This is a genomic window from Halorussus lipolyticus (assembly GCF_029338375.1).
Taxonomy (GTDB): domain Archaea; phylum Halobacteriota; class Halobacteria; order Halobacteriales; family Haladaptataceae; genus Halorussus; species Halorussus lipolyticus.
This window is the reverse complement of sequence record NZ_CP119804.1, coordinates 2,989,853-3,014,453: the sequence shown is the minus strand read 5'-3', so window position 1 is coordinate 3,014,453 and position 24,601 is coordinate 2,989,853. Positions and strand designations below refer to the sequence as shown.

The window sequence follows — 24,601 nt, the reverse complement described above, 5'->3', positions numbered from 1 at the left end:
TCCCGGTCAGGATACTCCCGGTCAGCAGAACGGAAATTCTCGGCAAGCAACCTCAAAATGGCGGTTTAAACCTCACTCCTCGTCGTCCGGCGTCTTCGCAACCTTGCTGACGGTCTTCTCGGCCACCGCGCCCGGTACGTCCGTCGGCGTCGTCAGGTACTCCTCCAGCACGACCATCATGACCGCGACGACGACGAACCCGCCGCCAAGTAGCGTCTTACCGTCGAGGAGAAACTGGACGCCAAGCAGGCCGACCGGAAGCGCGAAGATGAGAGTCGCCGCGAGTTGGATAGTACCGAGGATGCCCGGTTTCTTCATCGTCCTCTCGGTTTCGGGCGGGCGGTCAAAAATCCCGCGGGGACGAGTCGAGAAAGCGTCCGCATTGGTGAGTATTTGTTTAAGCAATAATCGTATGTTGTTAGGCAATGTCTATATCCGTTAACCTCGGACTGACGGGGTTTCGAGAGCGAAACGAACGAGACTGGTACGGTCAGTTGAGCCAATCGAGTCGGTTCCAAAGCCGACAGCGAACGCCGGTCGGACAGTAGTCGAAACCACACGACTCCCGGAGTACCTTCCCAGTCACTCGGCACGACTCCCCGACTCCGGAATCCTTTTCATCCGACCAGACCCACAAATCTGGTATGTTTACCGGAATCGTTGAGGAGCAGGGCGAGGTCACCGACGTAACCGTCACCGACGAGGGCCGTCGCCTCCGAATCGAGGCCGACGAGGCCGCCCGAAATCTCGAACGCGGCCAGAGCGTCAGCGTCAGCGGGGTCTGCCTGACGGTCGAGGACCACGGTCCCGGTTGGTTCGAGGTCTTTCTCGCCAGCGAGACGGTCGCAAAGACCTACCTCGGCGAGGTTGAGGCGGACGACCCGGTGAACCTCGAACGCGCGATGCCCGCCGACGGGCGATTCGACGGGCACGTCGTGCAGGGCCACGTGGACACCACCGCCGAAGTAGTGGACATCCAGCAAGTGGGCGAGGACTGGGAATACGAGTTCGCCATCCCGGAGGGCGTCGGCAAGTACGTCGTGGACAAGGGGTCGATTGCGGTGGACGGCATCAGCCTCACTGTCGCCGAGCGCGGCGAGGAGACCTTCTCGGTCGCCATCATCCCGGAGACCCGCGACGTGACCAACCTCTCGGAGAAGACGGTCGGCGACCCGGTTCACCTCGAAGTGGACGTGATTGCGAAGTACGCCGAGAATCTGCTCGAAGACGCCGGGTTCGAGGTTTCGGACGACGCCGACGACGGAATCGCGGAGACGCTGGAACACTGAGCAGTCGCCGCATTTTTTCGGTAGTCGAGCGGGAGAACGACCGAGTGGAGGCGGTCGCTACTCCGACTTGCCCTCGGAACCGCCGTCGCTCTCGGCTGGACCGACGCGCTCGCCCTCTCCCGCGGCGTCCTCGAACGTAACGCTCTGGCCCATGTTGACCTGCCGGTAGGCCTTCCGGTAGCGCGAAATCTTCCGGTAGAGGACGTAGCCGAAGATGCTGTCGTAGACCACGACGAAGCCGATGAACGCCACGCCGGGCGCGACCGCAATCCCGGCGAGGTCCAGAATCGGGTTGAGGTAGGTGACCAGCGTGTTGTAGGTCGCGTGGATGAACGACGCGATGAGGAGGCCCTTGACCACGATAGGACCCGCGTTCTCCCGGTTGAACTTGGCCAACCCGAGGTAGTAGCCCGCGAACGCCGAGTAGATGACGTGGCCCGGCCCGGCCAGCAGGCGGACCGCGGCGGTCTGGCCCGCGCTGGCGATGGCGTCGGCACCGAGCGGGGCCGACGAGCCGAGGCCCTGCGTGATGTAGATGGCGTTCTCGATGGTGGCGAAGCCGAGGCCCGCCACCGCGCCGTAGACCGCGCCGTCGATAACCGCGTCGAACCGGGCGTCTCTGAACGCCCAGAGCCGGACTGCGAGCCATTTGACGGTCTCCTCGACCGGCGCGACCACGAGGTAGAAGAACAGCGTCATCCCGACCACCGGGACCAGCGTGACCACCGGCTGGAGGAGCGTGTTGACGATGGCCGCGAAACTCGCAAGCAGGACGCTCAACAGGAAGGTCAGCGCCAGCAACCAGAGCGGTTCGGAGGTCGTCACGTCGGCGTACCAGATGTAGACCGCCAGCGCGAAGGCGGGCACCACCGACAGCAGGACGAACGCGCCGACGACGGGGTTCCTGAAGGACGTGATGGCGACCCCGAACAGGAGCAGTTCGACCAAGACGACGACGAGTACGAACAGCGCGACGACGTAGGGCGCGACTGCATTCAGCGCACCGTACACCCCGGCCGAAATCCGGTCGAGCAGTCCTCGAGGCTCCCACGTGGCAATGTCGTAGAGGTCCGCCGAGTCGGTCGCACCGTCCGCAATCGGGTCGCGTTCATCTTCCATCGCCGCCGGCTACGGGTTCCAGTCCCAATTATCTGGCTCACCATCACCTTTCATACCTTAATTGTGATTATACACCATTAACACTCGCAGGGGAAACCTTATCAAGGAGAATCGAACACAGCGTGGACAACGATGACGTACCGAAGCGAAAGCCGCGGGATGATGTACACCGCCCCGCCGGAAGACGACGTACACGACGTGACAGACGACGAAACAGACGAGACAGCACAAGAAACCAACGAAATCAAGGAGCGCGCGCCCGACGCCGAACCCTCCCCGGCCACGACCGACGCCAACTGGACCGGTTCGGTCCCGGCCGACGACTGAGTTTCGGCCCCCGTTTTCCCGAATCGCTAAACCGAAGGGTCCGCCCTGCGAGCCTTCGGGTATGAACACCGAGCGAGTCGCAAACGGACCGAGCGCCGACCGACCGCAGACCGACCGCAAATTTTCGAGCGCGAGCGACAATGAGTAGGGTCCGGATTCGCGGTATCTACACCACCGCGCTGACCGAGCGCCTCCGCGAGGAGTTCGACGTCGTGCAGGCCTCGCCCCCGATTCGGCGGCGCTTCGACGCCGACTTTCCGGCCGAGGAGTACGACGCCAGCGTCGAGACCACCGACGACCGGCAGGGCGCGGGCATCGTCGGCGACCCGGAAGCGGTCGAAGCGATTGCCGAGGTCCTCGCCGGCCTCGGTATCGACACCTTCCAGTGGACCGACCCGGCCCCCCGAGGAGCAATCTTCGACGGCGTCGTCACCGAGACGCTCGGCGGCGGCGCAGTCGTGAATTTGGGCGACCGGGAGGGCTACCTCTCCTTCGGGAAGATAGACCGGCGAGTCCACGAGGACGACCGAGTTCGGGTGCAGGTTCAGGACCCCGCGGCCCCGTGGGCCGACAGGCGGCCCACTCTCGGCACCGAGATGCAGGCGTTCGGCGGGGTGGCTAGTCTCTCGAAGGGCATCGACCGAATCGTTGCCTCGGGCGACGAGGCCACCAAGACCGAACTCGCCCGAACCACCGAGATGCTTCCGACCGAGGTCCCCGACGACTGGGGCGTCCGGTGGGAGTACCCTGCCGGGGACGCCGGGATGGACGCGATGGACGACGCGCTCGGGGCGGCAGTCGAACGGGCCGAGGCAATCGACGCGGACCTCGCGGACGCGCCGGATAGCCCGGAGGAGGGAGACCGGGACCTACCCCGGAAACTCTCTGCGCCCGAGGCCACGACGTGGTGCTGGTTCGGCCGGGAGTCCAGATTCGCGCTGGACGACGAGCGCCGGGCCGTGACCACGACCATGCCGGGCCACCACCGAGTCAAGTCCGCCCACAAGTCCGCGAGCGCGGCGGTCGATTTCGTGGAGGACCTCTGGACCGAGACAGACGCGCTCGGCGGCGACGAGGGCGAAGGCGGGACCGACGAGTTCCCGACCGGCGCGGCGCTCCGGCAGTTCGGCCCCTCGGCGGGCGACCGCCTCGAAATCCGCCACGGCAAGCCGGACGGTCGGTGTTTCTCGCTGGGCCGCGGGGAAGTCTCGGAGTGTCTCCCGGACGAGGGCAAGGTCACGGTCCGCCGGCAGATGTCGGGCCGAGGAACCTACGACGCGCTGGGGACCGACCGCGAGTCGGGCGACGTGGCAATCACCAAGTTCCGCGAGGGCAGGTGGTGGTACCCGACGGTCTACAAGAGCGAGGAGGGTCGGAGCAAGGGCACCTACGTCAACGTCTGCACGCCGGTCGAGTTGTTCCCCGACTCGGCGCGGTACGTGGACCTCCACGTTGACGTGGTGAAGACGCCCGACGGCGAGGTCCGGCGCGTGGACGACGACGAACTGGACGAAGCGGTCGAAGCGGGCGACATCTCCGAATCGCTCGCCGAAAAAGCCCGGAACGTCGCGGGAAGCGTCGAGCGTGCGCTGAAGTAGAAGTAAATCGGGAAGTCAGCGCGTCAACTTCTCTCTGCTGATTTTCACGCCGGTCGGCGTGACCAGAATCTGGTCGTCGCCCTTCTGAACGATGTCGCCGTCAACTTCGCGGGCGACCTGCTGGAGTTCGTTGGTGATGCGTTCGACCGTGGTGTCCTCGGTCCGGAGTCGGGTGATGTCCGCGACTACGAGGTCGCCGTCGTAGATAGCGTCTTTGATAGCGATTACGTCCTGCTGGCCCTGAATCTCGGCGATGTGGACCTGCATCGCGGCGTCGCTCGACGCCGTGTCGAAGTCGTCGAGATTGAGTTCGACGTAGTCCTCGGCGGTGTGTGCGTCCCGGTCGCCGAGAATCTTGCTCATGAAGCCCATAGAGACATGGGCCGAGCGAAACAGTATAGTTCTTACGTCAGACGAAGGTTCCGGGAAACGGCCAAAAGGTTCATATCTCTCATGGAAATGTTTAAGGTGTGATAACCTATTTCATGAGGTGTGGCAGATAATAACAGCGGACTTTCGAGGAGAAATGTACTTAAGGTCGCCGGAAGCGCGGTTGCTGGGGCGGGACTCGCCGGACTCGCCGGAGCGACGGGGCAGGTAGAGGTCAACGTCGGCTTCGCGTCCGAGCGCGGTCGGCAGGACACCCTCAAGAAGGCCGACGAGACGGTGCGACAGTTCGAGTCGCTCGACATCGTGACGGCCAAGATGCCCGCGAAGGCGGCCCAAGGGCTTCAGAACAACCCGAACATCCGGTACGTCGAGAAGAACGGCAAAGTTCACGCTCACGCCCAGACCCTGCCGTGGGGCATCGACCGCGTGGACGCCGACGTGGCGCACTCCAACGGTGACACCGGCAGTGGTGCCGACATCGCCATCCTCGACACTGGTATCGACAAAGACCACCCCGACCTGAAAGCCAACCTCGGCAACGGGAAGGACTTCTCCGGCAAGGGCACGTGGAACGACGGCGACGGTCACGGTACCCACTGTGCGGGTATCGCCAACGCTGTCAACAACACTGAGGGTGTCGTCGGTGTCTCCACCGAGGCCACGCTCCACGCTGGCAAGGTGCTGGGCGACGACGGGAGCGGTTCGTTCTCGGACGTTGCCGCCGGTATCGAGTGGACCGCCAACAAGGGCTACGACGTTGCGAGCCTGAGCCTCGGCGCGAGTTCCGGAACCTCGACCCTCCGCGACGCCGTGGACTACGCCTACAACAACGGCGTGCTGGTGGTCTCCTCGGCAGGTAACTCCGGTCCGTGTTCGGACTGTGTTGGTTACCCCGCGGCCTACAGCAACGCGATGGCTATCTCCTCGACCGACGAGGACGACGGACTATCGAGTTTCTCGTCGACCGGTTCGGAAATCGAACTCGCCGCGCCCGGCGGAAGCGTCTACTCGACCTACGCAGGCGGCGGCTACAACACCCTCTCGGGCACCTCGATGTCGTGTCCCCACGTCTCCGGTGCGGGTGCCCAACTCATGGCCACTGGCATGTCCAACACCGAGGCCCGGAGCGCCCTCAAGAACAACGCCGAGGACATCGGTCTCGGCACCAACGAGCAGGGTGCCGGTCTCCTCGACGTGGAAGCCGCGCTCGCCGGTGACGGCGGCGGCGGTGGCGGCGGCACGGGCGACACCGCGCCCGCCGTGGACTCGCTCTCGGCCACGAGTGCCAGCAACGGTGGCTGGGCACGCTTCGACGTGAGTTGGAGCGTCTCGGACGCCGACGGCGACCTCGCGTCGGTCGACCTCGAACTCGTCCAATCCACGACCGTCGATTCGACCACCACGTCGGTCAGTGGCTCCAACGGGTCGGGGTCGGCCCGACTGGAGGAGAAGAAGGGAAGCGGCACCTACGACGTGACGCTCACCGTCACCGACTCGAAGGGCAACACGGCCACCCAGACCACGACCGTCTCGGCCTGATTCCGCGAACGTCCATCGGAATCGGTGCGTGAGACGACCGTCGATTCGAATTTCTTTTTGCGCCAACGTAATTCGAGATGAATCTACATTTGCGTCGAGCGGGGAGAGCAATATCTGTACGTCTTTGAGGACTCTAAATACGGCCAAAAGAAACATTTTATTGTCTTAATAGCCCGATAGCTAGCCGATGGAGTTCCCGAAACCCGTTTTGCGCTCTTTTCTCAACTATCGGACAATATATTAATTTCCTAACTCTAGGGAGAATTATTAAGTCCCCATGGAGCGATGTAATTTACGCATGACAAAAGATAACAACGGAGTTTCGAGGCGGAACGTGCTGAAGACGGCTGGCGGTGCGGTGGCCGCGACCGGACTGGCCAGTCTGGCCGGTGCGAAGGGCACGGTCGAAATCAACGTCGGTTTCCGCGGCGACAAAGCGCGACAGGCGGCGCGCAACGCCGCGAACGACGTGGTCCGAGAGTTCAATTCGCTCGACATCATCACTATCCGCGCGTCGGCGAACGCCGCGCGAGGACTCGCCAAGCGAAAGAACGTCCGCTACGTCGAGAAGAACGGCAAAGTTCACGCTCACGCTCAGACCCTGCCGTGGGGCATCGACCGCGTGGACGCCGACGTAGCACACAGCAACGGCGAGACCGGCAGTGGTGCCGACATCGCCATCCTCGACACCGGTATCGACAAAGACCACCCCGACCTGCAGGCCAACCTCGGTACGGGTAAGGACTTCTCGGGCAAGGGCACGTGGGACGACGGCGACGGTCACGGGACCCACTGCGCTGGTATCGCCAACGCGGTCAACAACTCGGAAGGCGTCGTGGGCGTCTCCACCGAGGCCACGCTCCACGCCGGCAAGGTGCTGGGCGACGACGGGAGCGGTTCGTTCTCGGACGTTGCGGCCGGCATCGAGTGGGCCGCAGACCAAGGCTACGACGTTGCGAGCCTCAGCCTCGGCGCGAGTTCGGGCACCTCGGCACTCAAGGATGCCGTGGATTACGCCTACAACAACGGCGTGCTGGTGGTCTCGTCCGCCGGTAACTCCGGTCCGTGTTCGGACTGCGTGGGCTACCCCGCGGCTTACAGCAACGCGATGGCCATCTCCTCGACCGACGAGGACGACTCGCTGTCGAGTTTCTCGTCGACCGGTTCCGAAATCGAACTCGCCGCGCCCGGCGGAAGCGTCTACTCGACCTACGCAGGCGGCGGCTACGACACCCTCTCGGGCACCTCGATGTCGTGTCCCCACGTTTCGGGCGCAGGTGCCCAGTTGATGGCCAACGGCGCGAGCAACACCGAGGCTCGGAGTACGCTCAAGAACACCGCCGAGGACATCGGTCTCGGCTCCAACGAGCAGGGTGCCGGCCTCCTCGACGTGGAAGCCGCCATCAACGGCGACACCGGCGGCGGTGGCGGCGGCGACTGTCTCGACGCGACCCAGTGGCCCAGCGGAACCGGGTCCAGCGGTAGCGAGAACATCGACGCCGTGACTGTCACGGGTCAGTTCTCGGAGAGTTCGGCGGACAACGCCTACGAGGACTTCACCTGTTCCGGACCCATCACGGTCAGCGCAGGCGGGTCGTTCGACATCGAACTCGACTTCTCGGACGGCGGCTACGACGGCCACTACGGGAACGTCTACGTGGACTGGGACCAGAACGGCGACTGGTCCACCGCGACCGAGACCCAAATCATGTCGAACGTGAACGACGACACCTCGACGTACACCGCGACGGTGGACGTGCCGAGCGACGCCGCGACGGGCCAGACGCTCGTTCGCGTCCGACTTAGCTGGAACAGCTTCGAGGAGCCGGGCGTCACGGGCGACTACGGCGAGGTCAACGACTTCACCGTCGAAGTCCAGTAACGCCTCGAGCCGCGACGAATTTCCGCGAAACCGACTTTTTTGGCCGGGCGGGTCTTCGATTGGAGCATGACCTTCAGCATCTGCGTTCGGGAGGAGTACACCGATAGCGACGGCACCGACCAGACCAGATTCGGCGTGGCGGTCACGACACGCCTGCCGGCGGTCGGCACGCTCTGTCCCTTCGCCAGCGAGAGCGGCGCGGTAGCGACCCAGAGTCTGGTGAACGTCGAGTTGGGTCGGAAGGGTATCGAGTATCTGGACGACGGTTTGGCGGTCGAGGACGCCCTCCAAGCCCTGCTCAACGCAGACGAGGGCGCATCTCAGCGCCAACTCCACGGTGTCGATTCAGAGGGCACCTTCGTCTTCTCGGGCGACGAGTGCAAGGACTGGTACGGCCACATCGAGGGCGATAGCTACACCGTGGCCGGGAATCTCCTGACCGGCGAGTCGGTCATCGAGGCCGTGGCCGACGAATACGAGCAGAGCGCACCGCCCCGCGGCGCGGAAACGTCGAGCGCGGAGACGCGAGACGGGCGCGACGACGACCGGCCCCTCGCCGAGCGACTCGTGGACGCCCTCTCTGCGGGCTACGCCGAGGGCGGCGACAAGCGCGAGGACCTCCACGTCCAGAGCGCGGCCCTGCTGGTCGAGCGCACCGAGGAGCGCGAGATGGAACCCTACTACGACGATTTGCGAGTGGACGCCACCGAGACGCCCATCGACGACCTGCGGGAAACCTACGAACTCGCCAGCGAGGGCTTCGAGATGGCGGTCGAACGCTACGAAGAAGCCTACGACGAGGACGAACTCGACGAGGCCGGCGACGAGTCGCCAGACGGCGAAGCGACCGACGAGTAGCGCCGTGTTCAGTCGCGAACGAACGCGCCTCGCAGGACTCGCCGGGATGGCGGGCGGCCTGACGTGGGCGGGACTGGTCGTCGCCTCGTTTGCCGCCGGACGAGGGACCACTCTGCTCGGCTACGGGAGACTCGACCTCCTCACGCCCGCGGTCCTCGCGCTGACCCTCGTCGGCCTCGCTGGCTACTACGCGAGAACGCAGTCGGCGTGGGGATGGGTGACGACCGCGGGGTTCGTCGTGGTCTTCGCCGGTCTTCTCGGCGCGCTCGTGGGGTCGGCGGTCTACGTTGCTGGTGGACTCCTGACCGGGTGGACGCTCTCAGTCTGGTCGTACTTCCTCGCGCTGGTCGGTGCGGTCGGGTTCGGCGCGGGACTCCTCTGGGACGAGGTGCCGCCGCGCTCGGGTGCCCTCCTGCTGTCGATTGCGCTCCCGGCGGGACTGGGCGTCTCGCTGGCGCTCGCGGTCGGCGGCGTGGTCCCCGACGAGGCCGTGGTCCCGGTCGGACCGGGGGTGTTGCTCGGCGCGGGAATCGCAGTGCTGGGGTGGTGGGTCGCCACAAGAAGTAGTCCGGAGAGAAGTAACACCGCGAGCGAACGAACGTGAGCGAGCGGACCACGGGAGGGAATTCGCCCGTGGCGAGTTGCGTCGCGTTGGAAAAAGTCGTCTCTAGACGTTGAACTCGTACAGTTCGTCGCCGACGTGGTGGACCGACGAGACCACCTTGCCCTCGCTACCCACCATGTCCGACCCCTCGGTCTGGGCGCGGCCGATAGCCAGCACCTTGCCGTGGGACTCCTCGGCGATGGCCACGAGGTCGCCCGCCGAGATGTCCTCGTCGGCCTCGGTGATGCCGGGGCGCATCACGTCCGCGCCGTCGCTGACGAACGAGACCGCGCCGGCGTCCACCGTGACGACTCGCGTCTGGGGCGGGTACTCGTTCGCGCCGCGGACCGTCAAGAAGGGTTCCTCCTCGTAGTAGAGGACGGCGGGGTCGCCGTCCACGAGGACGAGTTCGAACTCCGAGTCCTCCAGTTCGACCAGTTCGTAGGTGTCGGCGTTCAACTCGACGCCGAGTCCGTCGGCCAGTGCGTCTTCGATTTCCCGCACCTCGTCGCTCCGCAGGTGGTGACGAGATTTGACTTCCATACCCACACGTCTGTCGCTTCGGGGCTTAATACTCTCGCCTTCGAGACGGCCGGGTTCACGACGACCCCGGTTTCAGATAAAGGTAAAAACCCGCCGGTCATACTCCCACGTATGAAGGCAAAGCGGGAGTATCGGGACCGCGAGGAGGTCGAAGTCGCGGTACTCGACGCGCTCGTGGACCGGAACGACGACGGGATGACGGTCTTCGAGATTCGCTCGCGGGTGGACGCCGACATCGACGAACTCGAAACCGCGCTCGCTAACCTGAAAGACGACGGCCTCATCTCTGCCAACGAGGGCGACCACCGGACGCTCATCACCCCCGACGAGCAAGTGATTCCCGACCCCGACGAGGAGGTCGAGGAACCCTCGTTCGTGGACAAGATTATCGAGCGCCTGCCGCTTTAGTGGGCGTGTTTTCTGGGGATTGTTGGGTAGAGAGGATTCAAAATGATTTGTAGACAAATATATGTGTGATTAATATAATCTATATATGTGACAAATATTCGAGAGAGAGCTGAATGAACCGAGAGGGAAACCGTTCGAGAGCTAGCTTCAGACGTGGGCAAAGGCGTCTTCCGCACAGCACCGCAACCCCGCCGCGACAGCACCACCACCGCAAGCCTCGTACCTCCCCAACCTCGGCGGCCACATCCGCGGCCGCCGTCCACCGGCAGACGAACCGCGTCTGCCGAGCAGTCGGTCACTTCGTTCCCGACGACCTCGCGCGGTTGGCCCGACTCCTTCGGGTCGGGTCAGCGCGCGCCGAGCAAAAAGGTCCACCAAGCGCACGCCGACCGGAAAATCTCGAAATGAACCCGAGCTAGAATCTCGCTCCTTTCGGATTCCCACCCTTTAACCCCGTCCCGACCCGAACCCGAGGCAATGACAGTCATCGAGGACCAGCAGGACGACCTCGGGGCGGAGTGGACCGACGTGGGCGGGCGAAAGATTCCCGCGGACTACGGCCGACCGGCGCGCGCTCACGGCGCGGTCCGGCAGGTCGTCGGCGTCACCGAGATGCCCTACGGCGTGGTGGTCGTCACGGGCGAGGACCGAGTGGACTACGTGGACAACGTGGTCTCGAACGACGTGCCCGAGGCCGACGGCGAGGGGTGTTACGCCCTCCTGCTCGACCCGCAGGGCGGCATCGAGTTGGACATGTACGTCTACAACGCCGGCGAGCAACTCCTGCTGTTCGTCCCGCCGGGTGAGGCCGCCGACCTCGCGTCGGAGTGGCGCGACAAGGTGTTCCTCCAGAACGTCGAGATTTCCGTCGCCAGCGACGACTTCGCGGTGTTCGGCGTCCACGGCCCGAAGGCGACCGAGAAGATAGCCAGCGTCCTCAACGGCGCGAGCGCGCCGGACGGCCACCTATCCTTCGTCCGCGGTCGGATGGCCGAGGTGGGCGTCACCGTGATTCGGACCGACGCGCTGACCGGCGAGGAGGGCTACGAGGTCGTCTGCACCACCGACGCCACGGTCAACGAGACCGGGATGGAGCGCCAGAACGGGGAACTCGTCTTCGACACGCTCCTGAATCAGGGCCTGAACGCCGCCCCCTTCGGCCGGCGGACGTGGGAGTCGCTGACCCTCGAAGCCGGGACGCCCCTGTTCGAGACCGAGTTGGCGGGCCGGATTCCGAACGTGGTCGGCCTGCGCAACGCGGTCGATTTCGACAAGGGGTGTTTCGTCGGGCAAGAAGTCGTCTCGCGCGTCGAGAACCGCGGACAGCCGAGCCAGCGACTGGTCGGCCTCCTCCCCGAAGAAGTCCCGGACTCCGGCGCGGCGGTCTTCCGGGGCGACGAGTCGGTCGGCGAGGTGACGCGGGCGGTCGAGAGTCCCGACCGGGAGGAGCCAATCGCGTTCGCCGCGGTGGACTTCGACGTGGAAGCGAGCGCGGACGAAGGCGGAGACGCTGAATTAGCGGTCCGCGTCGGCGGCGAGGAGGTCCCGGCCGAGATTGCTTCCCTGCCGTTCGTGGAGGGAAGCGACCGGTCGGCCAGAGTTCCGGAATACTAGTTTCCCTCGATAGCGTCCACGACCATCGCGGCCGCGACGACGGCCTCTTTCGGGATATCGGTGTCGTCGTCGATGGTCACGTCGTACTTGTCCTTGAGCGAGAACCGGCCGTCGATAGTGCCGACGTGGCCGCCGTTGCTGTCGGTAATCTCGTACTCGTGGGGAATCAGGCTGAACAGTTCGTGGAGGTGGCGCAGGAGCGAGACCACCTTGCTCTTGGAGGCGATTTCGGCGATGCGGTCGCCGGTGTCGGGGTCCCGGAGCGCCCACTTGTCCACCAGCAGGGTGAACTGGTGTTCCAGCACGACCACCGTCTCGTCGGTCCGGTCGTCAACCAGCGCGTAGTCGCCCGCGAAGTCGAGGACGCCGCTGGCCTTGACGGTGAACGCCGGGTTCCCGTCGGCGTCGAGAAACGGGAACTCCTCTTTGAGTTTGAACATCTTCTGCTTGCCCCGGAGGACGAGGTTCCCGTCGCCGTCGTAGGCCTTGTACTTGTTGCGAATCAGCGACTGGACGACCGTGTACTCGTCGTCGGAGAGTGGAACTCATTCATTCAAAGAATAATAAAAATATTATATAAAATAGAGTTAGAAAAGTATAATTATTGACCCACAAATATGTTGATGCAGTAAGATGAAAGGAAATAGTAGAAGTCGGAGGAATATACTCCGGACGTTTGGCGCAGGAATCGCTAGTACAGGTTTTGCAGGTTCAGCTTTGGGTGCCGCTAAAAAAGAAGTTCAAAAGAAGCGGAAGGACTCATTTGATAAAGCCTTTGAGCAAGCCCGGCAAATCCGTGAGAAAACTGGAAGTCAAGAAAAGTTTGTTCGTTTTCTTACTTCACAGGGCTTCAAAGTTGCTCGTGAAGATCGGACATTTCAGATGCCTACAGGAGAGAAAGGAGGCGACGTTTCGACTCAGGACTTCCAGAAATCTGAACTGTCTACGAGCATGACTCTAACTGAAGGCTGTGATAGCGACTATATGTACGTTGATTACCACGTAGATATAGATGCTGATGAAACCTCTGGACCAGTCGGTGCGAACGGACCAGACGACATTACCCTGTCCTGGGATGAGGATCACTTCCGCGTTGTTGATTACCGTTGGTACTGTAGTGCAGATAACGGCTCAATAAAGACCACGGCACTGAATGGTCTTGACTGGGAATACAAGGACAGAGAAGCCTGTCCAATCGGTTGTGACGTTTCGTGGGCTTGTGGTGGAAAGCTAAAAAAGAAGGTAACAGATCAGGAGCGTGCTGTCCGAGGAGTCTACCACCATACCTGGAACGATACGGAGTTCAAAGGATTTGGTGTTAGTTCCGGTGGTGGAGTAGTCTGGAATTTCGCACCGTCTGAATACGGTTGGGAAGGAAAGTACGAAACTCACGAAGAATCAAGTGCGGTAAACAATCCGGACCGCTGCGACGGACCTACGTAGTAATAACGTCTTAGCTACATCTACCATTTTTGATTTTCCAGAGTTGTTGGGTAGCCAAAAGCTTTTTTCTTCGCGTAGCAAAGACAGAAGATATGCGACGACGTGAATTTCTGATAGCGGGAGCGAGTGTCGCAGGAATCACCAGCTATTCTCTTTATAAAGGCAAAGACTTAGCAACTCTTGATAGAATACTCATACGTTCTGATACACACAAGAACGAACAGCTTGAAATAACTTTAATTTATGCGCCTCAAAATGACTCGACAGAGCGCCCAGTCGTCGGTAGCTACGTCGCACCTGCTACTGGAGAGATAGAGATTATTGAAGATTTTAAAGGAAATCCAGGAATATACAGTTTATCTGTCTATTCCCAAAATCACAACAATGGGGAAGTAGCATCTTTTAATTCATACGGAGATGCTGTTAAGAGTAGTCCTTTACAATTTGAGATTGTAGTGAAAGAGAGTGGAGATGTCTGGGCAAATATTGATGAAACGGATTCAGGTATTCAATTACCAGACTAAAATGGAATGATATATATATCACAAAATCTAAATCTGTGCCATTTGTGTTAATTATACCAGCATTATTTATATTTGTCTGCGACTACATTCACCACGGCCTTCGTGAATCCCAGCACGATTGGCCCGACGAAGATGCCCGTGAAGCCGAACACCACCAACCCGCCGAAGATGCCGACCACCAGCAGGCCCGGATTCAGATTCGCGCTCCGGCCGCCGATGACCGGTCGGAGGTAGTTGTCGGTGAGGTTGACCACGCCGAACCCGTAGAGGAGCAACCCGGCACCACCCACGAGGTCCCCGCTCGCCAACAGGATAACCGCCGCGGGAATCCAGATGAACATCGACCCGACGAAGGGAAGCAAACCCAACACGACCGCCACCACGGTCCAGAAGACGACGTTCGAGAACCCGAGGACTGCGAGCGCGAGGCCGGTCAACACCGCCTGCACCACCGCGATGACGCCCTGCGTGACCAACACTGCGAAGGTGAGGCGGTTCAGTTCCGCCAGCAGTTCGTCCTGCACGTCCGGACCGAGGGGCGTGACCTCGCGGAACCACCCGACGGCCTCCTCGCCCCCGACCAGCAGGTAGTACAGCAGAAAGCCCAGAATCGTGAACCCGAGCGCGACGTTCGAGACGCCGCCGAGAAAGCCCGTCATCTCCTGTAGCGCGGTGCCAGCGCCCGACCGGACCGCCGACAGCAGGTCCGCGCCGAGGTCGGTTTCGAGGAACCGCTGGAACACCGCGAGGTCGATGTCGCCCGACTGGACGCGGTCGGCGACCGACAGCGCCTGTTCGAGGACCGTCCGGAGCAAAAGCACGAGCGGAAGCACGAACAGCACCGTCGCACCGACCATCAGCACCACGGCGGACTTCCGAGGCCCGATTCGGGGCGCGAGGCGTCGCTGGACCGGGTAGAGCGCGTAAGCCAACAGCACCGCGAGCGCGACGTAGGTGAAGAAGGGCCAGACCACCAGCCACGAGACGTAGACCGACACCGCGAGCAGGAGGAGCGCGAAGGCCCTGTCGGCATCCATACCCGTCGAATACGCCGATGGCGGTGAAAAGCCCCGCGGCGAGGACGCTCGATAAGGGCGGCCTACTCGGGCGCGAACAGCGCGACGCGCCCCGGTCCCAAATTCGGGTAGAGCATCGCCGATTACCGTGGCCTTCACACAGGCGGGGAGGTCCCAGCGAACGTCTCTTTTCGGGGAAATTTCTGGCAGTCGGAAGTGACAGCGTATCGCATTACAGTCCCGTTAAGTGGCCTGAATCCCTGTTACCTGTTGATGAACGAGACGGCACAGCACGCGAAGAAACGTCTTACTGACACACGAAAACGATGAGCAAGGACTACATCGACGTGAAGGGTGCGGAGGAGCACAACCTCAAGGACCTCGACCTCTCCATCCCCCGCGAGAAGTTCAACGTGGTGACGGGGCTGTCGGGGTCCGGCAAGTCGTCGCTCGCCTTCGAGACGGTCTACGCCGAGGGCCAGCGCCGGTACATCGAGAGCCTGTCGGCCTACGCCCGCAACTTCCTCGGCCAGATGGACAAGCCGCAGGTCGAGAACGTCGAGGGCCTGTCGCCCGCCATCTCCATCGACCAGAAGAACGCCGCCAACAACCCCCGCTCGACGGTCGGCACCGTCACCGAACTCCACGACTACTTCCGCCTGCTCTACGCTCGCATCGGCACGCCCCACTGCCCCGAGTGCGGCCGCGAGGTCGGCGAGCAGAGCGCCCAGAACATGGTCCGGCGCGTCCTCGAACTCCCGGAGGGCACCAAGGCGAAAATCGCCGCCCCGGTCGTCCGCGACCAGAAGGGAGCCTTCGAGGACCTCTTCGACGATTTGGTCTCGGACGGCTACTCCCGCGTCGAGGTGGACGGCGAGGAGTTCGACCTGACCCTCGACAGGCCGGACCTCGACAAGAACTACGACCACGACATCGACGTCATCGTGGACCGAGTGCAGGCGTCCGAAGAAGCGAGAAGCCGAATCACCGACAGCGTCGAGACCGCCCTCGAAGAGGCCGACGGCGCGCTGAAGGTCGTCCTGCCCGACCCGCCCGAGGACGCCGAACTCGGCGGCGCGAAGGCCCGTTCGACAGGGGACCTCGCTGACGACGACGAGGACGACCGCCTCGTGGTCGAGTTCTCCGAGGACCTCGCCTGCACTCACTGCGGCATCGACTTCAGAGAAATCGAGACCCGGAGTTTCTCGTTCAACAGTCCCCACGGTGCCTGTCCAGAGTGTGAGGGCATCGGCAAGACCAAGGAAGTGGACGAGGACCTCGTGGTTCAGGATACTTCCAAACCCCTCAAGCACGTCTTCGAGCCGTGGAGCTACAACCGGACGTACTACCGCCGGCAACTCGACAACGTGGCCGACCACTTCGGCGTGAGCGTCGATACCCCATTCGAGGACCTGCCCGAGGACATCCAAGACGCCTTCGTCTGGGGCACCGACGAGCAGGTCCACTTCGAGTGGACGACCAAGAACGGCACCCGCGAGAAAGACGAGAAGTTCGAGGGGGTCATCCCCAACCTCGAACGCCGGTACGTCGAGACCGATTCGGACAGCACCCGCGACCACATCGAGGAGTACATGGCGGTCACGGAGTGTCCGGTCTGTGACGGCACGCGACTCAACGACCAGAGCCGGTCGGTCTACGTCGATGGCACCTCAATCACCGAGGTCAACGAGATGTCCATCGGGGACGCCTTGGACCACTTCGAGGGTCTGGAAGCCAAGTTGGACGAGCGCGAGACCAAAATCGCCGAGGAGATTCTCAAAGAGATTCGCGCCCGCCTCGGGTTCATGGAGGAGGTCGGACTGGAGTACCTGACGCTGGACCGCGAGGCCGCGACCCTCTCGGGCGGCGAGAGCCAGCGTATCCGCCTCGCCACCCAAATCGGGGCCGGGCTGGTCGGGGTCCTCTACGTGCTGGACGAGCCATCTATCGGCCTTCACCAGCGCGACAACGACCGACTGCTGAACACCTTGGAAGAACTGCGCGACTTGGGCAACACCTTGCTGGTGGTCGAACACGACGAGGCCACGATGCGCCGGGCCGACAACGTCATCGACATGGGTCCGGGTCCGGGCAAGCGCGGCGGCGAAGTCGTCGTGCAGGGCACCGTCGAGGAGGTAGAGGACTGCGAGGAGTCGGTCACGGGCGACTACCTCGCGGGCAGAAAGCAGATTCCGGTGCCCGACGACCGGCGCGACACCGACGACAGTCTGACCGTCGTCGGCGCGCGCCAGCACAATCTGAAGGACCTCGACGTGGACCTGCCGGTCGGCCAGTTCACGGCGATTACCGGGGTTTCAGGCTCCGGGAAGTCCACCCTGATGCACGACATCCTCTACAAGGGACTGGCCCGCGAGATGAACAACAACACCTCGGTCGACCCCGGCGACCACGACGACATCGAGGGCATCGAGAACGTCGAGAAGGTCCGACTCATCGACCAGTCGCCCATCGGTCGGACCCCCCGGTCGAACCCCGCAACCTACACCGGGGTCTTCGACTACATCCGGGAACTGTTCGCCGAGACCAAGCTATCGAAACAGCGCGGCTACGAGAAGGGCCGGTTCTCGTTCAACGTCAAGGGCGGCCGGTGCGAGGAGTGCGGCGGACAGGGAACGGTCAAAATCGAGATGAACTTCCTGTCGGACGTGTACGTCCCCTGCGAGGAGTGCGACGGCGCACGCTACAACGACGAGACCCTCGACGTGACCTACAAGGGCGCGACCATCGCCGACGTGCTTGACATGTCGGTCGAAGAAGCCTACGACTTCTTCGAACACGACCAGCGCATCGCGCGCAGACTCGGCCTGCTCAAAGACGTGGGACTGGACTACATGAACCTCGGCCAGCCATCCACGACCCTCTCTGGCGGCGAGGCCCAGCGCATCAAACTCGCCGAGGAGTTGGGCAAGAAGGACACCGGCGACACCCTCTACCTGCTGGACGAACCGACCACGGGTCTCCACAAGGAGGACGAGCGAAAACTCATCGAGGTCCTCCAGCGCCTGACAGACAAGGGCAACACCGTGGTCGTCATCGAACACGAGTTGGACCTCGTGAAGAACGCCGACCACATCGTGGACCTCGGACCCGAGGGCGGCGAGAACGGCGGCGAAATCGTGGCGTCCGGAACGCCGGAAGCAGTCGCCCGAACCGACGGTTCGCACACCGGGAAGTACCTCCGGGACATGCTTCCCGAAGTCGAGTTGGACGGACCCCGGACCGACCGCGAGAAGCAGGCCGCGCCCGCCACCGACGACTGAGAACGTTCCGCGGTTCCGCACTGTTTTCCGGAATACGGCGGCTGTATCGTCACGTTAACCCAGAGAATCCCCGTATTACCGCCGGTAAGCCGGGGTCGGTTCAGGCCCCCGGAGGGCTAAGTACTGGATAACAAAGTGCGGTCCGGGAGAAACTGGCGTACCGTGATGGGACGGGTGGCGGTGGCACCGGCGCAACAAGCGATTGAGCGATTTCGGTAGCATGAGCTCGGCTGATAACTCACCGGAACAACAAACACTGTCCGAAGACCTCATCTTCGACGTGTTGAAGAACCGGCGGCGGCGATACACGCTACATTACCTCAAGCAGGAGGACCGCCCGGTCGAGCTGAGCGAACTCGCCGAGCAGGTGGCGGCGTGGGAGAACGACACGACTGTCGAGGGGCTGTCGGCCAACGAGCGGAAATCGGTCTATACGTCCCTGTATCAGACGCATCTCCCGAAACTCGCGGACGCAGGTATCGTGGATTACAACCAGAACCGCGGCGTGGTAGAACTCTCGGGCAACGCGGCTCAGTTGGAGGGCTACCTCCGGCCGCAAGACGAGTTCCCGTGGATTCGGTACTACCTCGCGCTGGCGGTCGTCAGCGCGGTGTTGGTTCTGGGAGACTTCTTGGGCGTCCCGCCGCTGTCGGCGATTCCGGACGAGATTTGGGGCGTCCTCATCGTCGCGGCGTTCGCGCTGTCGGCGGCGACCCACTACGTGCGGCGGCGACAACTCGCTCAGCAGGAGACACCACCGAACGTCGAAGGATAGTTCGGCGGCGCGCCGAGAGGCTTCGGGCGGGGGCGAACAGAGCGGTGAATACTTGGGCCGGAGGGTAGTACGCCCGAGCGATGTACGACTTCGTAGTCGTCGGCGCGGGACCTGCCGGGTCTCGATTCTCCCGGCGAGCGTCCGAGCGGGGGTACGACGTGCTGACCTTGGAACGCGGAGAAGTCGGCAAACCGTTAGCCTGCTCCGGGCACGTCAGCACCGACATCTGGGAGTTCACTCCCGACGGCGCGCGCGACGAGTTGCTCCAGAACGAGGTCTACGGCGCGCGCTTCCACGTCGGCGGGCCGGACAGCGACGACTACCAGTTCTACAAGCGCGAGGTCGTCTCGAACGTCATCGACCGCGTGGGCCTCGACAAACTGCTGGCTGAGGCCGCCGAGGACGCCGGGGCGGACCTCCGGGAGAACCACAGCGTCTCGGCGGTCGAGGAGTACCCCGACCACGTGGAGGTCACCGCCAGCACGCCGGAGGGGACCCAGACTTTCGAGGCCAAGATGGTCGCTGGCTGTGACGGCCCGGTGTCTCGGGTCCGGTCGGACCTCGACCTGCCCGAACCCGGCGAGAAGCTACAGGGCGTGCTGGCGTTCTCCGAGGAGGACGACCCCGGCGACTACGTGGACGTTCACCTGACAGCGCCCCGATTCTTCGCGTGGCGGATTCCACGAGGAGACTCGGGTGTCGAGTACGGTCTCGCGGCTCCTCCGGGGTCTAATCCCTCCGCCAAGGACCTGTTCGACGAGTTCACCGACGAGTACGACGTGGAGACGACCCACTTCTGCGCGGGCATGATTCCGGTCGGTCCGGCCGACCGGGTGACGAGTCGGCGCGGGTTCCTCATCGGCGACGCCGCGGCCCAGACCAAGCCCTTCACCGGCGGCGGGATTCTCTACGGCATGACCGCCGCGAGTCACGCCGCCCGCGTCATCGACCCCGAGCGCCCGGAGACCTTGCAGGACTACGAGGAGGCGTGGCGCGAGGACCTGAGCAGAGAGATTCAACTCGGCCACTGGATTCGGAAGTGCTACTCGCTCCCCGAGGAGGTCCAGAAGGTCGGCCTCTCGGCGTTCTCCGGGGAAATCGGCGTCCACATGGACAAGCCGACCTCCTTCTTCTCGGCGGAGCATCTGAAGAAGTTGTTGAGTGGGTCGTGAAAATGAAAAACTCGGATTCGGACTCGACAGGCGATTTCGGCGACGAAACCAACGAGCGACCGGCCAGTTTCCGGACCGCAACAGCAGACCGAACAACTGCCAACAGATGCCCAGTCGAACAGACCACGGGGCGGGATGAAGGGGCCGGGCGCTGGCGTGCAATTCAGTCGCTGGTCGGCCCCTATCCGACGCAACTACGTCCGTCGGATATGCCGGCCAGCGACCGCCAGCGGCCGGGGGCTTCGAGAAGCGTTCACAATCAGGGTCGTCGTACCGATAGCATTCTATAGACCCGAAGAAACACGTGCATCACCCATCAATCCAGAGACATGCTCGTTCGAGACGCCATGACCTCCGAGGTCGTGACGGTCCCCGCCGACGCCTCGCTTCAGGAAGCGGTCGGCCAAATGCTCCGCGAGGGCGTCGGGAGCGCCGTCGTCACGCGCGAGGGCAACCCGGCCGGTATCGTCACCGAGACCGACGCGCTGAAGGCCGGATACCTCTCCGAGCGGCCCTTTCCCGAGATTCCGGTCGCCAAGGCGGCCACCGGGTCGCTGGTGACGACCGCGCCCGACGCGACGGTGCGGAAGGCGGTCCGCCAGATGCACGACGAGGACGTGAAAAAGCTCCCCGTCGTCGAGTCGATGGAGATGGTCGGCATCCTCACGATGACCGACGTGGTGCGCAAGCAAGAGAAGTTAATCGACGAGGCGGTCGGACTGGAGGAGGGCCGAGAGGGATGGTCGGCGGAGCGGACGTGGGACGCGGACGGGATTTGAATCGGTGTCCCGTCAGACCTCCTCGGGCAACCACCCGCCGTCCACTTCGATATTCTCGCCGCTGATGTAGTCGCTGTCCTCGTCCAAGAAAAAGAGGACGGCCTGCTCGATGTCCTCGAATCCGGCCGGACGCCCCCGAGGCAGGTCGTCGGGGAACTCGTCGGAGTTCTCGACCACGTAGGGCGAGACGGCGTTGACGGTGATGCCCTCGTACTGGGTATCGTTGGCGAGCATCCGGGTGAACATCAACACGCCCTGCTTGGCGATGAAGTAGGGCGCGTTCTTGGGCGACATCAGGCCCTTCTCCGCGCTGGCGTAGCCGATGTTGACGATGCGCCCCCACGCCGACTCGCGCATTCCGGGAAGGGCGCGCTTACAGCAGAGGTAGGTCCCGTTGACGTTGGCCTGCAAGACGGTGTTCCACTCCTCGAAGGGGATGTCCTCCCAGTGCTTCGGCGCGAACGGACCGACGTTGTTCACCAGCACGTCCACGGTGCCTAACTCGTCCTCTACGGCGTCGAACATCGCGTCCACGTCGTCTGGGTCGGCCACGTCGCCCTGTACGGTGGTGGCCTCGGGTGCGCCCCGGTCGAGGGCGCGGTCGGCGGTCTCGTCGGCGGCGTCCTCGCTGGAGCGGTAGTGGACTGCGACGGATGCTCCTCGGTCGGCGAGCGCGAGGAGGACCTCTCTGCCGACGCCCTTGGCGCTCCCGGTGACGAGTGCGATGCGGTCGCTCAGGTCCGGTCGAATCATGCGCCGAACTTCGAGGGCGACGCATTTCTACGTTGAGGCTTCCGGCGGGAGACGGTCCTCGCCGAGAGAAATAGGTAGCATTGTTTAGAAAATACATACAATTCTTTAGTGCGCGATATTGATGCTCCGAATCGAGAAGCTTCGGGGGAAGCGAAAATCGTCACGGCCACATACCATTAATATCGAGCGGGTGAACGGTCAGGTATGGCACTCGATACCATTCTGCTCGCGGTCGGGCCGGGCGACGCCGACCGAACCGAGGAGCTAGCCGCGGCAGTCAGCGAGGTGGCGGGACCGACCGGTGCCCACGTGGTGCTGGCCCACGTCTTCACGGACGAGGAGTTCGACGGCGTGGTGAGCAACCTCGACTACGACCCGGACGGCGAAATCGACCCCGACGAGGTGGCCCAGCGCCACGCCACGGTCCGCCACCTCACTCGTAGCTTCGACGACGCCGGCGTCGAGTACAGCGTCCGGGGCCGCGTCGGCGACCACGGCGAGACCATCGTGGAGTTGGCCAAGGAGGTGGACGCCGACCGCGTGGTGGTCGGCGGGCGGAAACGTTCACCGGCGGGCAAGGCGGTGTTCGGGAGCACCGCGCAGGAAGTGATGCTGAATGCTCCGTGTCCCGTGACGTTCGTTCGAGGAGATTAGATGTCCCTCAGGGTTCGAGTTTTTCACGAAAGCGGTTTCGAGTTTTCAGTCGATGTGAACAGCGAAACTGGGACGAGGTTGTTTTAGAAAGCCCCCGCCCGGTCGCGGTCGCTCTGCGGGATATTTCTGCGCTCTCAGCACCGGAAGACAAACCGCGTCTTCCGAGCCATCGTCGTCCGAAAATCGGAGATTTTCGTGATCACGAAAGGCTTCGCCTTTCGAACGACCTCTCCCCGTTCGGCGAGACACCGCCCGCGCAGAAATAGTTGCCCACAGAGACGACCAAGCGTTGCGCGACCGGGCGGCCCCTTCATCCACCCAAACTGTCGGCTGGTTCACCGAGCGTTTGCCGGTAGATTGGTCAATCAAGCGTTTGTCGGTGGTCTGGTCAGTCGAGCGTTCGCGGAATCGAGTTGCGGCCGGTCCGCCGCCGGCGGACCGGCCTGCGTCTCCGGCTAGTGCTACTTCTCCGACCGACCCTTCCACTCGCGCTCCTGTCGGCGCTCGGCGACGTGGCGCTCGCCGTCCACGAGGTCCTCGCGGGCCTCTCGCTCGAATGTCGTCGCGTCGTCCAGCGGGCCGTCCTGAAACGCCTCCAGCACGCCGTAGGACCACGTGTCGCCGACGACTCCTCGCGGGAGGAGGTCGTCGCGCAAGCGGTCGGCGAGACCGTCGTGACCGGCGTCTCGCAGGCGCTGTTCGGCGTCGGCGAGGTGGTCCATCGCGTGGCCCGTGGCGTGGTGGAACTCCACGAGGTGGCCGTGCGCCCGGTGCAACCACTCGATGCCGAGTTCGGCCTCGTGGAGTGCTGAGACCTCCTCGTCCGAGAGGCCCGCGCCGGGAGAGCCATTGGCGTCCGTGCCGGGGGAGTCGTCCGAGTCAGACATGCTACCAGATAGCACGCCGCGGATGTTAATCTTCGTGGGAGTCGCGTCGAGGACGACCGGGCCGAACGGGGAACCCCATCACGCTACGCAATCGCATACTCGTCGCCGAGTAAATGCTTGTAGTTAAGTGCCGCCGGACCGTCCTACCGGGGTGAATGGCGTACTACGTGGGCGTTGACCTCGGCGCGACGAACGTCAGGGCGGCAGTCGCCGACGACGAGGGGGACGTGGTGAGCGTACACCGGGCCAACACGCCCAACGGCCCCACCGGCATCGCGGTGACCGAGGCCGTGCTAGAGTGCATCCGCGAGGCCTGCGAGGGTGCCGACATCGACCCCGCTCGCGTCCGGTCTGCCGGCATCGGGTCCATCGGTCCGCTTGACTTGGCCGACGGCGCGATAGACGGTCCGGCCAACCTCCCCGACACCATCGACCGGATTCCGCTGACCGGTCCCGTCGGCGAACTCATCGACAGCGACCAAGTGTACCTCCACAACGACACCATCGCGGGCGTCATCGGCGAGCGATTCTACAGCGACCGCAACCCCGACGACATGGTGTACCTGACCATCTCGTCCGGCATCGGTGCCGGGGTCTGCGTTGACGGACAGGTCCTCTCCGGGTGGGACGGCAACGCGGGCGAAGTCGGCCACATGGTCGTGGACCCCCGAGGACGCCGGACCTGCGGGTGCGGCCGAGACGGCCACTGGGAGGCCTACTGCTCGGGCAACAACATCCCCGAGTACGCGAAACTGCTGGCCGAGGACGCCCGGAGCCTCGACACCGACCTCCCGCTCGACGACCCCGAGTTCTCCGCCATCGACGTGTTCGAGTCGGCGGGCGACGACGACTTCGCCGACCACGTAATCGACCAACTCGCCCACTGGAACGCCCTCGGGGTCAGCAACATCGTGCAGGCCTACGCCCCGCTGGTGGTCTACGTCGGCGGCGCAGTCGCGCTGAACAACGAGGACCTCGTGGTGGACCCCATCCGGGAGCGCGTCGGCGACATGGTGTTCAACAACGTCCCCGACGTGCAACTCACGAACCTCGGCGACGACGTGGTGCTGAAGGGGGCCATCGCCAGCGCCCTGACCGGCGGCACGGGCGACCGAACGAGTTCGGTGGTCTGACTCGCCGCACTCG

General features: G+C 63.4%; 24 protein-coding genes and 1 pseudogene. 17 read left to right on the top strand and 8 right to left on the bottom strand.

Translation table 11 applies throughout. From position 1 onward, the window contains the following. Positions 1 to 72: 72 nt before the first annotated feature. Positions 73 to 318 (bottom strand): DUF7533 family protein, encoded by a 246-nt coding sequence (locus tag P2T57_RS15110; RefSeq protein ID WP_276300039.1) that lies wholly within the window; start codon positions 316 to 318, stop codon positions 73 to 75. 326 nt (positions 319 to 644) lie between these two features. Between P2T57_RS15110 and P2T57_RS15105 the strand changes: the two genes are divergently transcribed. Next, positions 645 to 1,289 carry a riboflavin synthase gene (locus P2T57_RS15105; protein ID WP_276300038.1) on the top strand — a complete coding sequence of 215 codons (645 nt, stop codon included), beginning with the start codon at positions 645 to 647 and terminating at the stop codon, positions 1,287 to 1,289. 57 nt (positions 1,290 to 1,346) lie between these two features. Here the strand turns inward: P2T57_RS15105 and P2T57_RS15100 are convergent, their stop codons facing one another. Next, on the bottom strand, positions 1,347 to 2,408 hold the full coding sequence (locus tag P2T57_RS15100) for a PrsW family intramembrane metalloprotease (RefSeq protein ID WP_276300037.1): 1,062 nt from the start codon (positions 2,406 to 2,408) through the stop codon (positions 1,347 to 1,349). Positions 2,409 to 2,540: 132 nt separating this feature from the next. Here P2T57_RS15100 and P2T57_RS15095 point away from each other — a divergent pair, with 132 nt between their 5' ends. After that, positions 2,541 to 2,735, top strand: coding sequence for a hypothetical protein (locus tag P2T57_RS15095; RefSeq protein WP_276300036.1), 195 nt, complete (start codon positions 2,541 to 2,543; stop codon positions 2,733 to 2,735). A gap of 140 nt (positions 2,736 to 2,875) precedes the next feature. Beyond that, a complete protein-coding gene (locus tag P2T57_RS15090) occupies positions 2,876 to 4,333 on the top strand; it encodes a ribonuclease FAU-1 family protein (RefSeq protein WP_276300035.1) in 1,458 nt (485 codons plus the stop codon). 15 nt (positions 4,334 to 4,348) lie between these two features. Here P2T57_RS15090 and P2T57_RS15085 read toward each other — a convergent pair whose 3' ends face one another. Beyond that, a complete protein-coding gene (locus P2T57_RS15085; RefSeq protein WP_276300034.1) occupies positions 4,349 to 4,705 on the bottom strand; it encodes a cell division protein SepF in 357 nt (118 codons plus the stop codon). A 120-nt stretch (positions 4,706 to 4,825) separates the two neighbouring features. Between P2T57_RS15085 and P2T57_RS15080 the strand changes: the two genes are divergently transcribed. The 4 genes from P2T57_RS15080 to P2T57_RS15065 all read left to right on the top strand — a co-directional run bounded on the left by P2T57_RS15080 (position 4,826) and on the right by P2T57_RS15065 (position 9,606). After that, positions 4,826 to 6,262 (top strand): S8 family serine peptidase, encoded by a 1,437-nt coding sequence (locus P2T57_RS15080; protein ID WP_276300033.1) that lies wholly within the window; start codon positions 4,826 to 4,828, stop codon positions 6,260 to 6,262. A gap of 298 nt (positions 6,263 to 6,560) precedes the next feature. Beyond that, positions 6,561 to 8,144: a S8 family serine peptidase gene (locus tag P2T57_RS15075; RefSeq protein WP_276300032.1), complete on the top strand. Its 1,584-nt coding sequence runs from the start codon at positions 6,561 to 6,563 to the stop codon at positions 8,142 to 8,144. A 66-nt stretch (positions 8,145 to 8,210) separates the two neighbouring features. Continuing rightward, positions 8,211 to 9,002 carry a DUF1028 domain-containing protein gene (locus P2T57_RS15070; RefSeq protein WP_276300031.1) on the top strand — a complete coding sequence of 264 codons (792 nt, stop codon included), beginning with the start codon at positions 8,211 to 8,213 and terminating at the stop codon, positions 9,000 to 9,002. Between the two features lie 4 nt (positions 9,003 to 9,006). Further along, positions 9,007 to 9,606: a Re/Si-specific NAD(P)(+) transhydrogenase subunit beta gene (locus tag P2T57_RS15065; protein WP_276300030.1), complete on the top strand. Its 600-nt coding sequence runs from the start codon at positions 9,007 to 9,009 to the stop codon at positions 9,604 to 9,606. A 63-nt stretch (positions 9,607 to 9,669) separates the two neighbouring features. On the opposite strand, the gene P2T57_RS15060 is transcribed toward P2T57_RS15065, so the two are convergent. Further along, positions 9,670 to 10,149 (bottom strand): RNA-binding protein, encoded by a 480-nt coding sequence (locus P2T57_RS15060; RefSeq protein WP_276300029.1) that lies wholly within the window; start codon positions 10,147 to 10,149, stop codon positions 9,670 to 9,672. Positions 10,150 to 10,260: 111 nt separating this feature from the next. Between P2T57_RS15060 and P2T57_RS15055 the strand changes: the two genes are divergently transcribed. Together P2T57_RS15055 and ygfZ are read left to right on the top strand one after the other, a co-directional pair. Beyond that, positions 10,261 to 10,557, top strand: a complete 297-nt coding sequence (locus P2T57_RS15055) for a DUF6432 family protein (protein ID WP_276300028.1) — start codon at positions 10,261 to 10,263, stop codon at positions 10,555 to 10,557. Positions 10,558 to 11,034: 477 nt separating this feature from the next. After that, on the top strand, positions 11,035 to 12,171 hold the full coding sequence (gene ygfZ / locus P2T57_RS15050) for a CAF17-like 4Fe-4S cluster assembly/insertion protein YgfZ (RefSeq protein ID WP_276300027.1): 1,137 nt from the start codon (positions 11,035 to 11,037) through the stop codon (positions 12,169 to 12,171). Here ygfZ and P2T57_RS15045 read toward each other — a convergent pair. Next, positions 12,168 to 12,716, bottom strand: a pseudogene (locus P2T57_RS15045) (LURP-one-related family protein); the annotation flags it as partial. The gene ygfZ and the pseudogene P2T57_RS15045 overlap by 4 nt on opposite strands. Before the next feature lie 88 nt (positions 12,717 to 12,804). Here P2T57_RS15045 and P2T57_RS15040 point away from each other — a divergent pair. Continuing rightward, the gene (locus P2T57_RS15040) at positions 12,805 to 13,614 is read left to right on the top strand and encodes a hypothetical protein (RefSeq protein ID WP_276300026.1); all 810 of its coding nucleotides are present in this window, start codon (positions 12,805 to 12,807) and stop codon (positions 13,612 to 13,614) included. A 92-nt stretch (positions 13,615 to 13,706) separates the two neighbouring features. Further along, on the top strand, positions 13,707 to 14,138 hold the full coding sequence (locus P2T57_RS15035) for a hypothetical protein (RefSeq protein ID WP_276300025.1): 432 nt from the start codon (positions 13,707 to 13,709) through the stop codon (positions 14,136 to 14,138). Positions 14,139 to 14,200: 62 nt separating this feature from the next. Here the strand turns inward: P2T57_RS15035 and P2T57_RS15030 are convergent, their stop codons facing one another. Continuing rightward, positions 14,201 to 15,175, bottom strand: coding sequence for an AI-2E family transporter (locus P2T57_RS15030; RefSeq protein ID WP_276300024.1), 975 nt, complete (start codon positions 15,173 to 15,175; stop codon positions 14,201 to 14,203). A gap of 305 nt (positions 15,176 to 15,480) precedes the next feature. Here P2T57_RS15030 and uvrA point away from each other — a divergent pair, with 305 nt between their 5' ends. The 4 genes from uvrA to P2T57_RS15010 all read left to right on the top strand — a co-directional run bounded on the left by uvrA (position 15,481) and on the right by P2T57_RS15010 (position 21,161). Beyond that, positions 15,481 to 18,435 (top strand): excinuclease ABC subunit UvrA, encoded by a 2,955-nt coding sequence (uvrA, locus tag P2T57_RS15025; RefSeq protein ID WP_276300023.1) that lies wholly within the window; start codon positions 15,481 to 15,483, stop codon positions 18,433 to 18,435. A 220-nt stretch (positions 18,436 to 18,655) separates the two neighbouring features. Further along, positions 18,656 to 19,210, top strand: a complete 555-nt coding sequence (locus P2T57_RS15020) for a DUF7344 domain-containing protein (protein ID WP_276300022.1) — start codon at positions 18,656 to 18,658, stop codon at positions 19,208 to 19,210. 80 nt (positions 19,211 to 19,290) lie between these two features. Beyond that, positions 19,291 to 20,382, top strand: a complete 1,092-nt coding sequence (locus P2T57_RS15015) for a geranylgeranyl reductase family protein (protein ID WP_276300021.1) — start codon at positions 19,291 to 19,293, stop codon at positions 20,380 to 20,382. 329 nt (positions 20,383 to 20,711) lie between these two features. Beyond that, positions 20,712 to 21,161 (top strand): CBS domain-containing protein, encoded by a 450-nt coding sequence (locus tag P2T57_RS15010; protein ID WP_276300020.1) that lies wholly within the window; start codon positions 20,712 to 20,714, stop codon positions 21,159 to 21,161. A gap of 12 nt (positions 21,162 to 21,173) precedes the next feature. Here the strand turns inward: P2T57_RS15010 and P2T57_RS15005 are convergent, their stop codons facing one another. Next, positions 21,174 to 21,914: an SDR family oxidoreductase gene (locus P2T57_RS15005; RefSeq protein WP_276300019.1), complete on the bottom strand. Its 741-nt coding sequence runs from the start codon at positions 21,912 to 21,914 to the stop codon at positions 21,174 to 21,176. Positions 21,915 to 22,118: 204 nt separating this feature from the next. Between P2T57_RS15005 and P2T57_RS15000 the strand changes: the two genes are divergently transcribed. Continuing rightward, on the top strand, positions 22,119 to 22,568 hold the full coding sequence (locus P2T57_RS15000; protein WP_276300018.1) for a universal stress protein: 450 nt from the start codon (positions 22,119 to 22,121) through the stop codon (positions 22,566 to 22,568). A gap of 461 nt (positions 22,569 to 23,029) precedes the next feature. Here P2T57_RS15000 and P2T57_RS14995 read toward each other — a convergent pair whose 3' ends face one another. Further along, positions 23,030 to 23,455 carry a hypothetical protein gene (locus P2T57_RS14995; protein ID WP_276300017.1) on the bottom strand — a complete coding sequence of 142 codons (426 nt, stop codon included), beginning with the start codon at positions 23,453 to 23,455 and terminating at the stop codon, positions 23,030 to 23,032. 155 nt (positions 23,456 to 23,610) lie between these two features. Between P2T57_RS14995 and P2T57_RS14990 the strand changes: the two genes are divergently transcribed. Continuing rightward, positions 23,611 to 24,588: an ROK family protein gene (locus tag P2T57_RS14990; RefSeq protein ID WP_276300016.1), complete on the top strand. Its 978-nt coding sequence runs from the start codon at positions 23,611 to 23,613 to the stop codon at positions 24,586 to 24,588. Positions 24,589 to 24,601: the final 13 nt, after the last annotated feature.

What these genes read in the sequence shown, in the direction of transcription:
- P2T57_RS15110 (WP_276300039.1), bottom strand. Translation starts at nt 318, where the DNA reads ATGAAGAAACCGGGCATCCTCGGTACTATCCAACTCGCGGCGACTCTC.
- P2T57_RS14990 (WP_276300016.1), top strand. Translation starts at nt 23,611, where the DNA reads ATGGCGTACTACGTGGGCGTTGACCTCGGCGCGACGAACGTCAGGGCG.
- P2T57_RS15015 (WP_276300021.1), top strand. Translation starts at nt 19,291, where the DNA reads ATGTACGACTTCGTAGTCGTCGGCGCGGGACCTGCCGGGTCTCGATTC.
- P2T57_RS15055 (WP_276300028.1), top strand. Translation starts at nt 10,261, where the DNA reads ATGAAGGCAAAGCGGGAGTATCGGGACCGCGAGGAGGTCGAAGTCGCG.
- P2T57_RS15030 (WP_276300024.1), bottom strand. Translation starts at nt 15,175, where the DNA reads ATGGATGCCGACAGGGCCTTCGCGCTCCTCCTGCTCGCGGTGTCGGTC.
- P2T57_RS15035 (WP_276300025.1), top strand. Translation starts at nt 13,707, where the DNA reads ATGCGACGACGTGAATTTCTGATAGCGGGAGCGAGTGTCGCAGGAATC.
- P2T57_RS15105 (WP_276300038.1), top strand. Translation starts at nt 645, where the DNA reads ATGTTTACCGGAATCGTTGAGGAGCAGGGCGAGGTCACCGACGTAACC.
- P2T57_RS15090 (WP_276300035.1), top strand. Translation starts at nt 2,876, where the DNA reads ATGAGTAGGGTCCGGATTCGCGGTATCTACACCACCGCGCTGACCGAG.
- P2T57_RS15020 (WP_276300022.1), top strand. Translation starts at nt 18,656, where the DNA reads ATGAGCTCGGCTGATAACTCACCGGAACAACAAACACTGTCCGAAGAC.
- P2T57_RS15060 (WP_276300029.1), bottom strand. Translation starts at nt 10,149, where the DNA reads ATGGAAGTCAAATCTCGTCACCACCTGCGGAGCGACGAGGTGCGGGAA.
- P2T57_RS14995 (WP_276300017.1), bottom strand. Translation starts at nt 23,455, where the DNA reads ATGTCTGACTCGGACGACTCCCCCGGCACGGACGCCAATGGCTCTCCC.
- P2T57_RS15000 (WP_276300018.1), top strand. Translation starts at nt 22,119, where the DNA reads ATGGCACTCGATACCATTCTGCTCGCGGTCGGGCCGGGCGACGCCGAC.
- ygfZ (WP_276300027.1), top strand. Translation starts at nt 11,035, where the DNA reads ATGACAGTCATCGAGGACCAGCAGGACGACCTCGGGGCGGAGTGGACC.
- P2T57_RS15010 (WP_276300020.1), top strand. Translation starts at nt 20,712, where the DNA reads ATGCTCGTTCGAGACGCCATGACCTCCGAGGTCGTGACGGTCCCCGCC.
- P2T57_RS15095 (WP_276300036.1), top strand. Translation starts at nt 2,541, where the DNA reads ATGACGTACCGAAGCGAAAGCCGCGGGATGATGTACACCGCCCCGCCG.
- P2T57_RS15040 (WP_276300026.1), top strand. Translation starts at nt 12,805, where the DNA reads ATGAAAGGAAATAGTAGAAGTCGGAGGAATATACTCCGGACGTTTGGC.
- P2T57_RS15070 (WP_276300031.1), top strand. Translation starts at nt 8,211, where the DNA reads ATGACCTTCAGCATCTGCGTTCGGGAGGAGTACACCGATAGCGACGGC.
- P2T57_RS15075 (WP_276300032.1), top strand. Translation starts at nt 6,561, where the DNA reads ATGACAAAAGATAACAACGGAGTTTCGAGGCGGAACGTGCTGAAGACG.
- P2T57_RS15005 (WP_276300019.1), bottom strand. Translation starts at nt 21,914, where the DNA reads ATGATTCGACCGGACCTGAGCGACCGCATCGCACTCGTCACCGGGAGC.
- P2T57_RS15100 (WP_276300037.1), bottom strand. Translation starts at nt 2,408, where the DNA reads ATGGAAGATGAACGCGACCCGATTGCGGACGGTGCGACCGACTCGGCG.
- uvrA (WP_276300023.1), top strand. Translation starts at nt 15,481, where the DNA reads ATGAGCAAGGACTACATCGACGTGAAGGGTGCGGAGGAGCACAACCTC.
- P2T57_RS15085 (WP_276300034.1), bottom strand. Translation starts at nt 4,705, where the DNA reads ATGGGCTTCATGAGCAAGATTCTCGGCGACCGGGACGCACACACCGCC.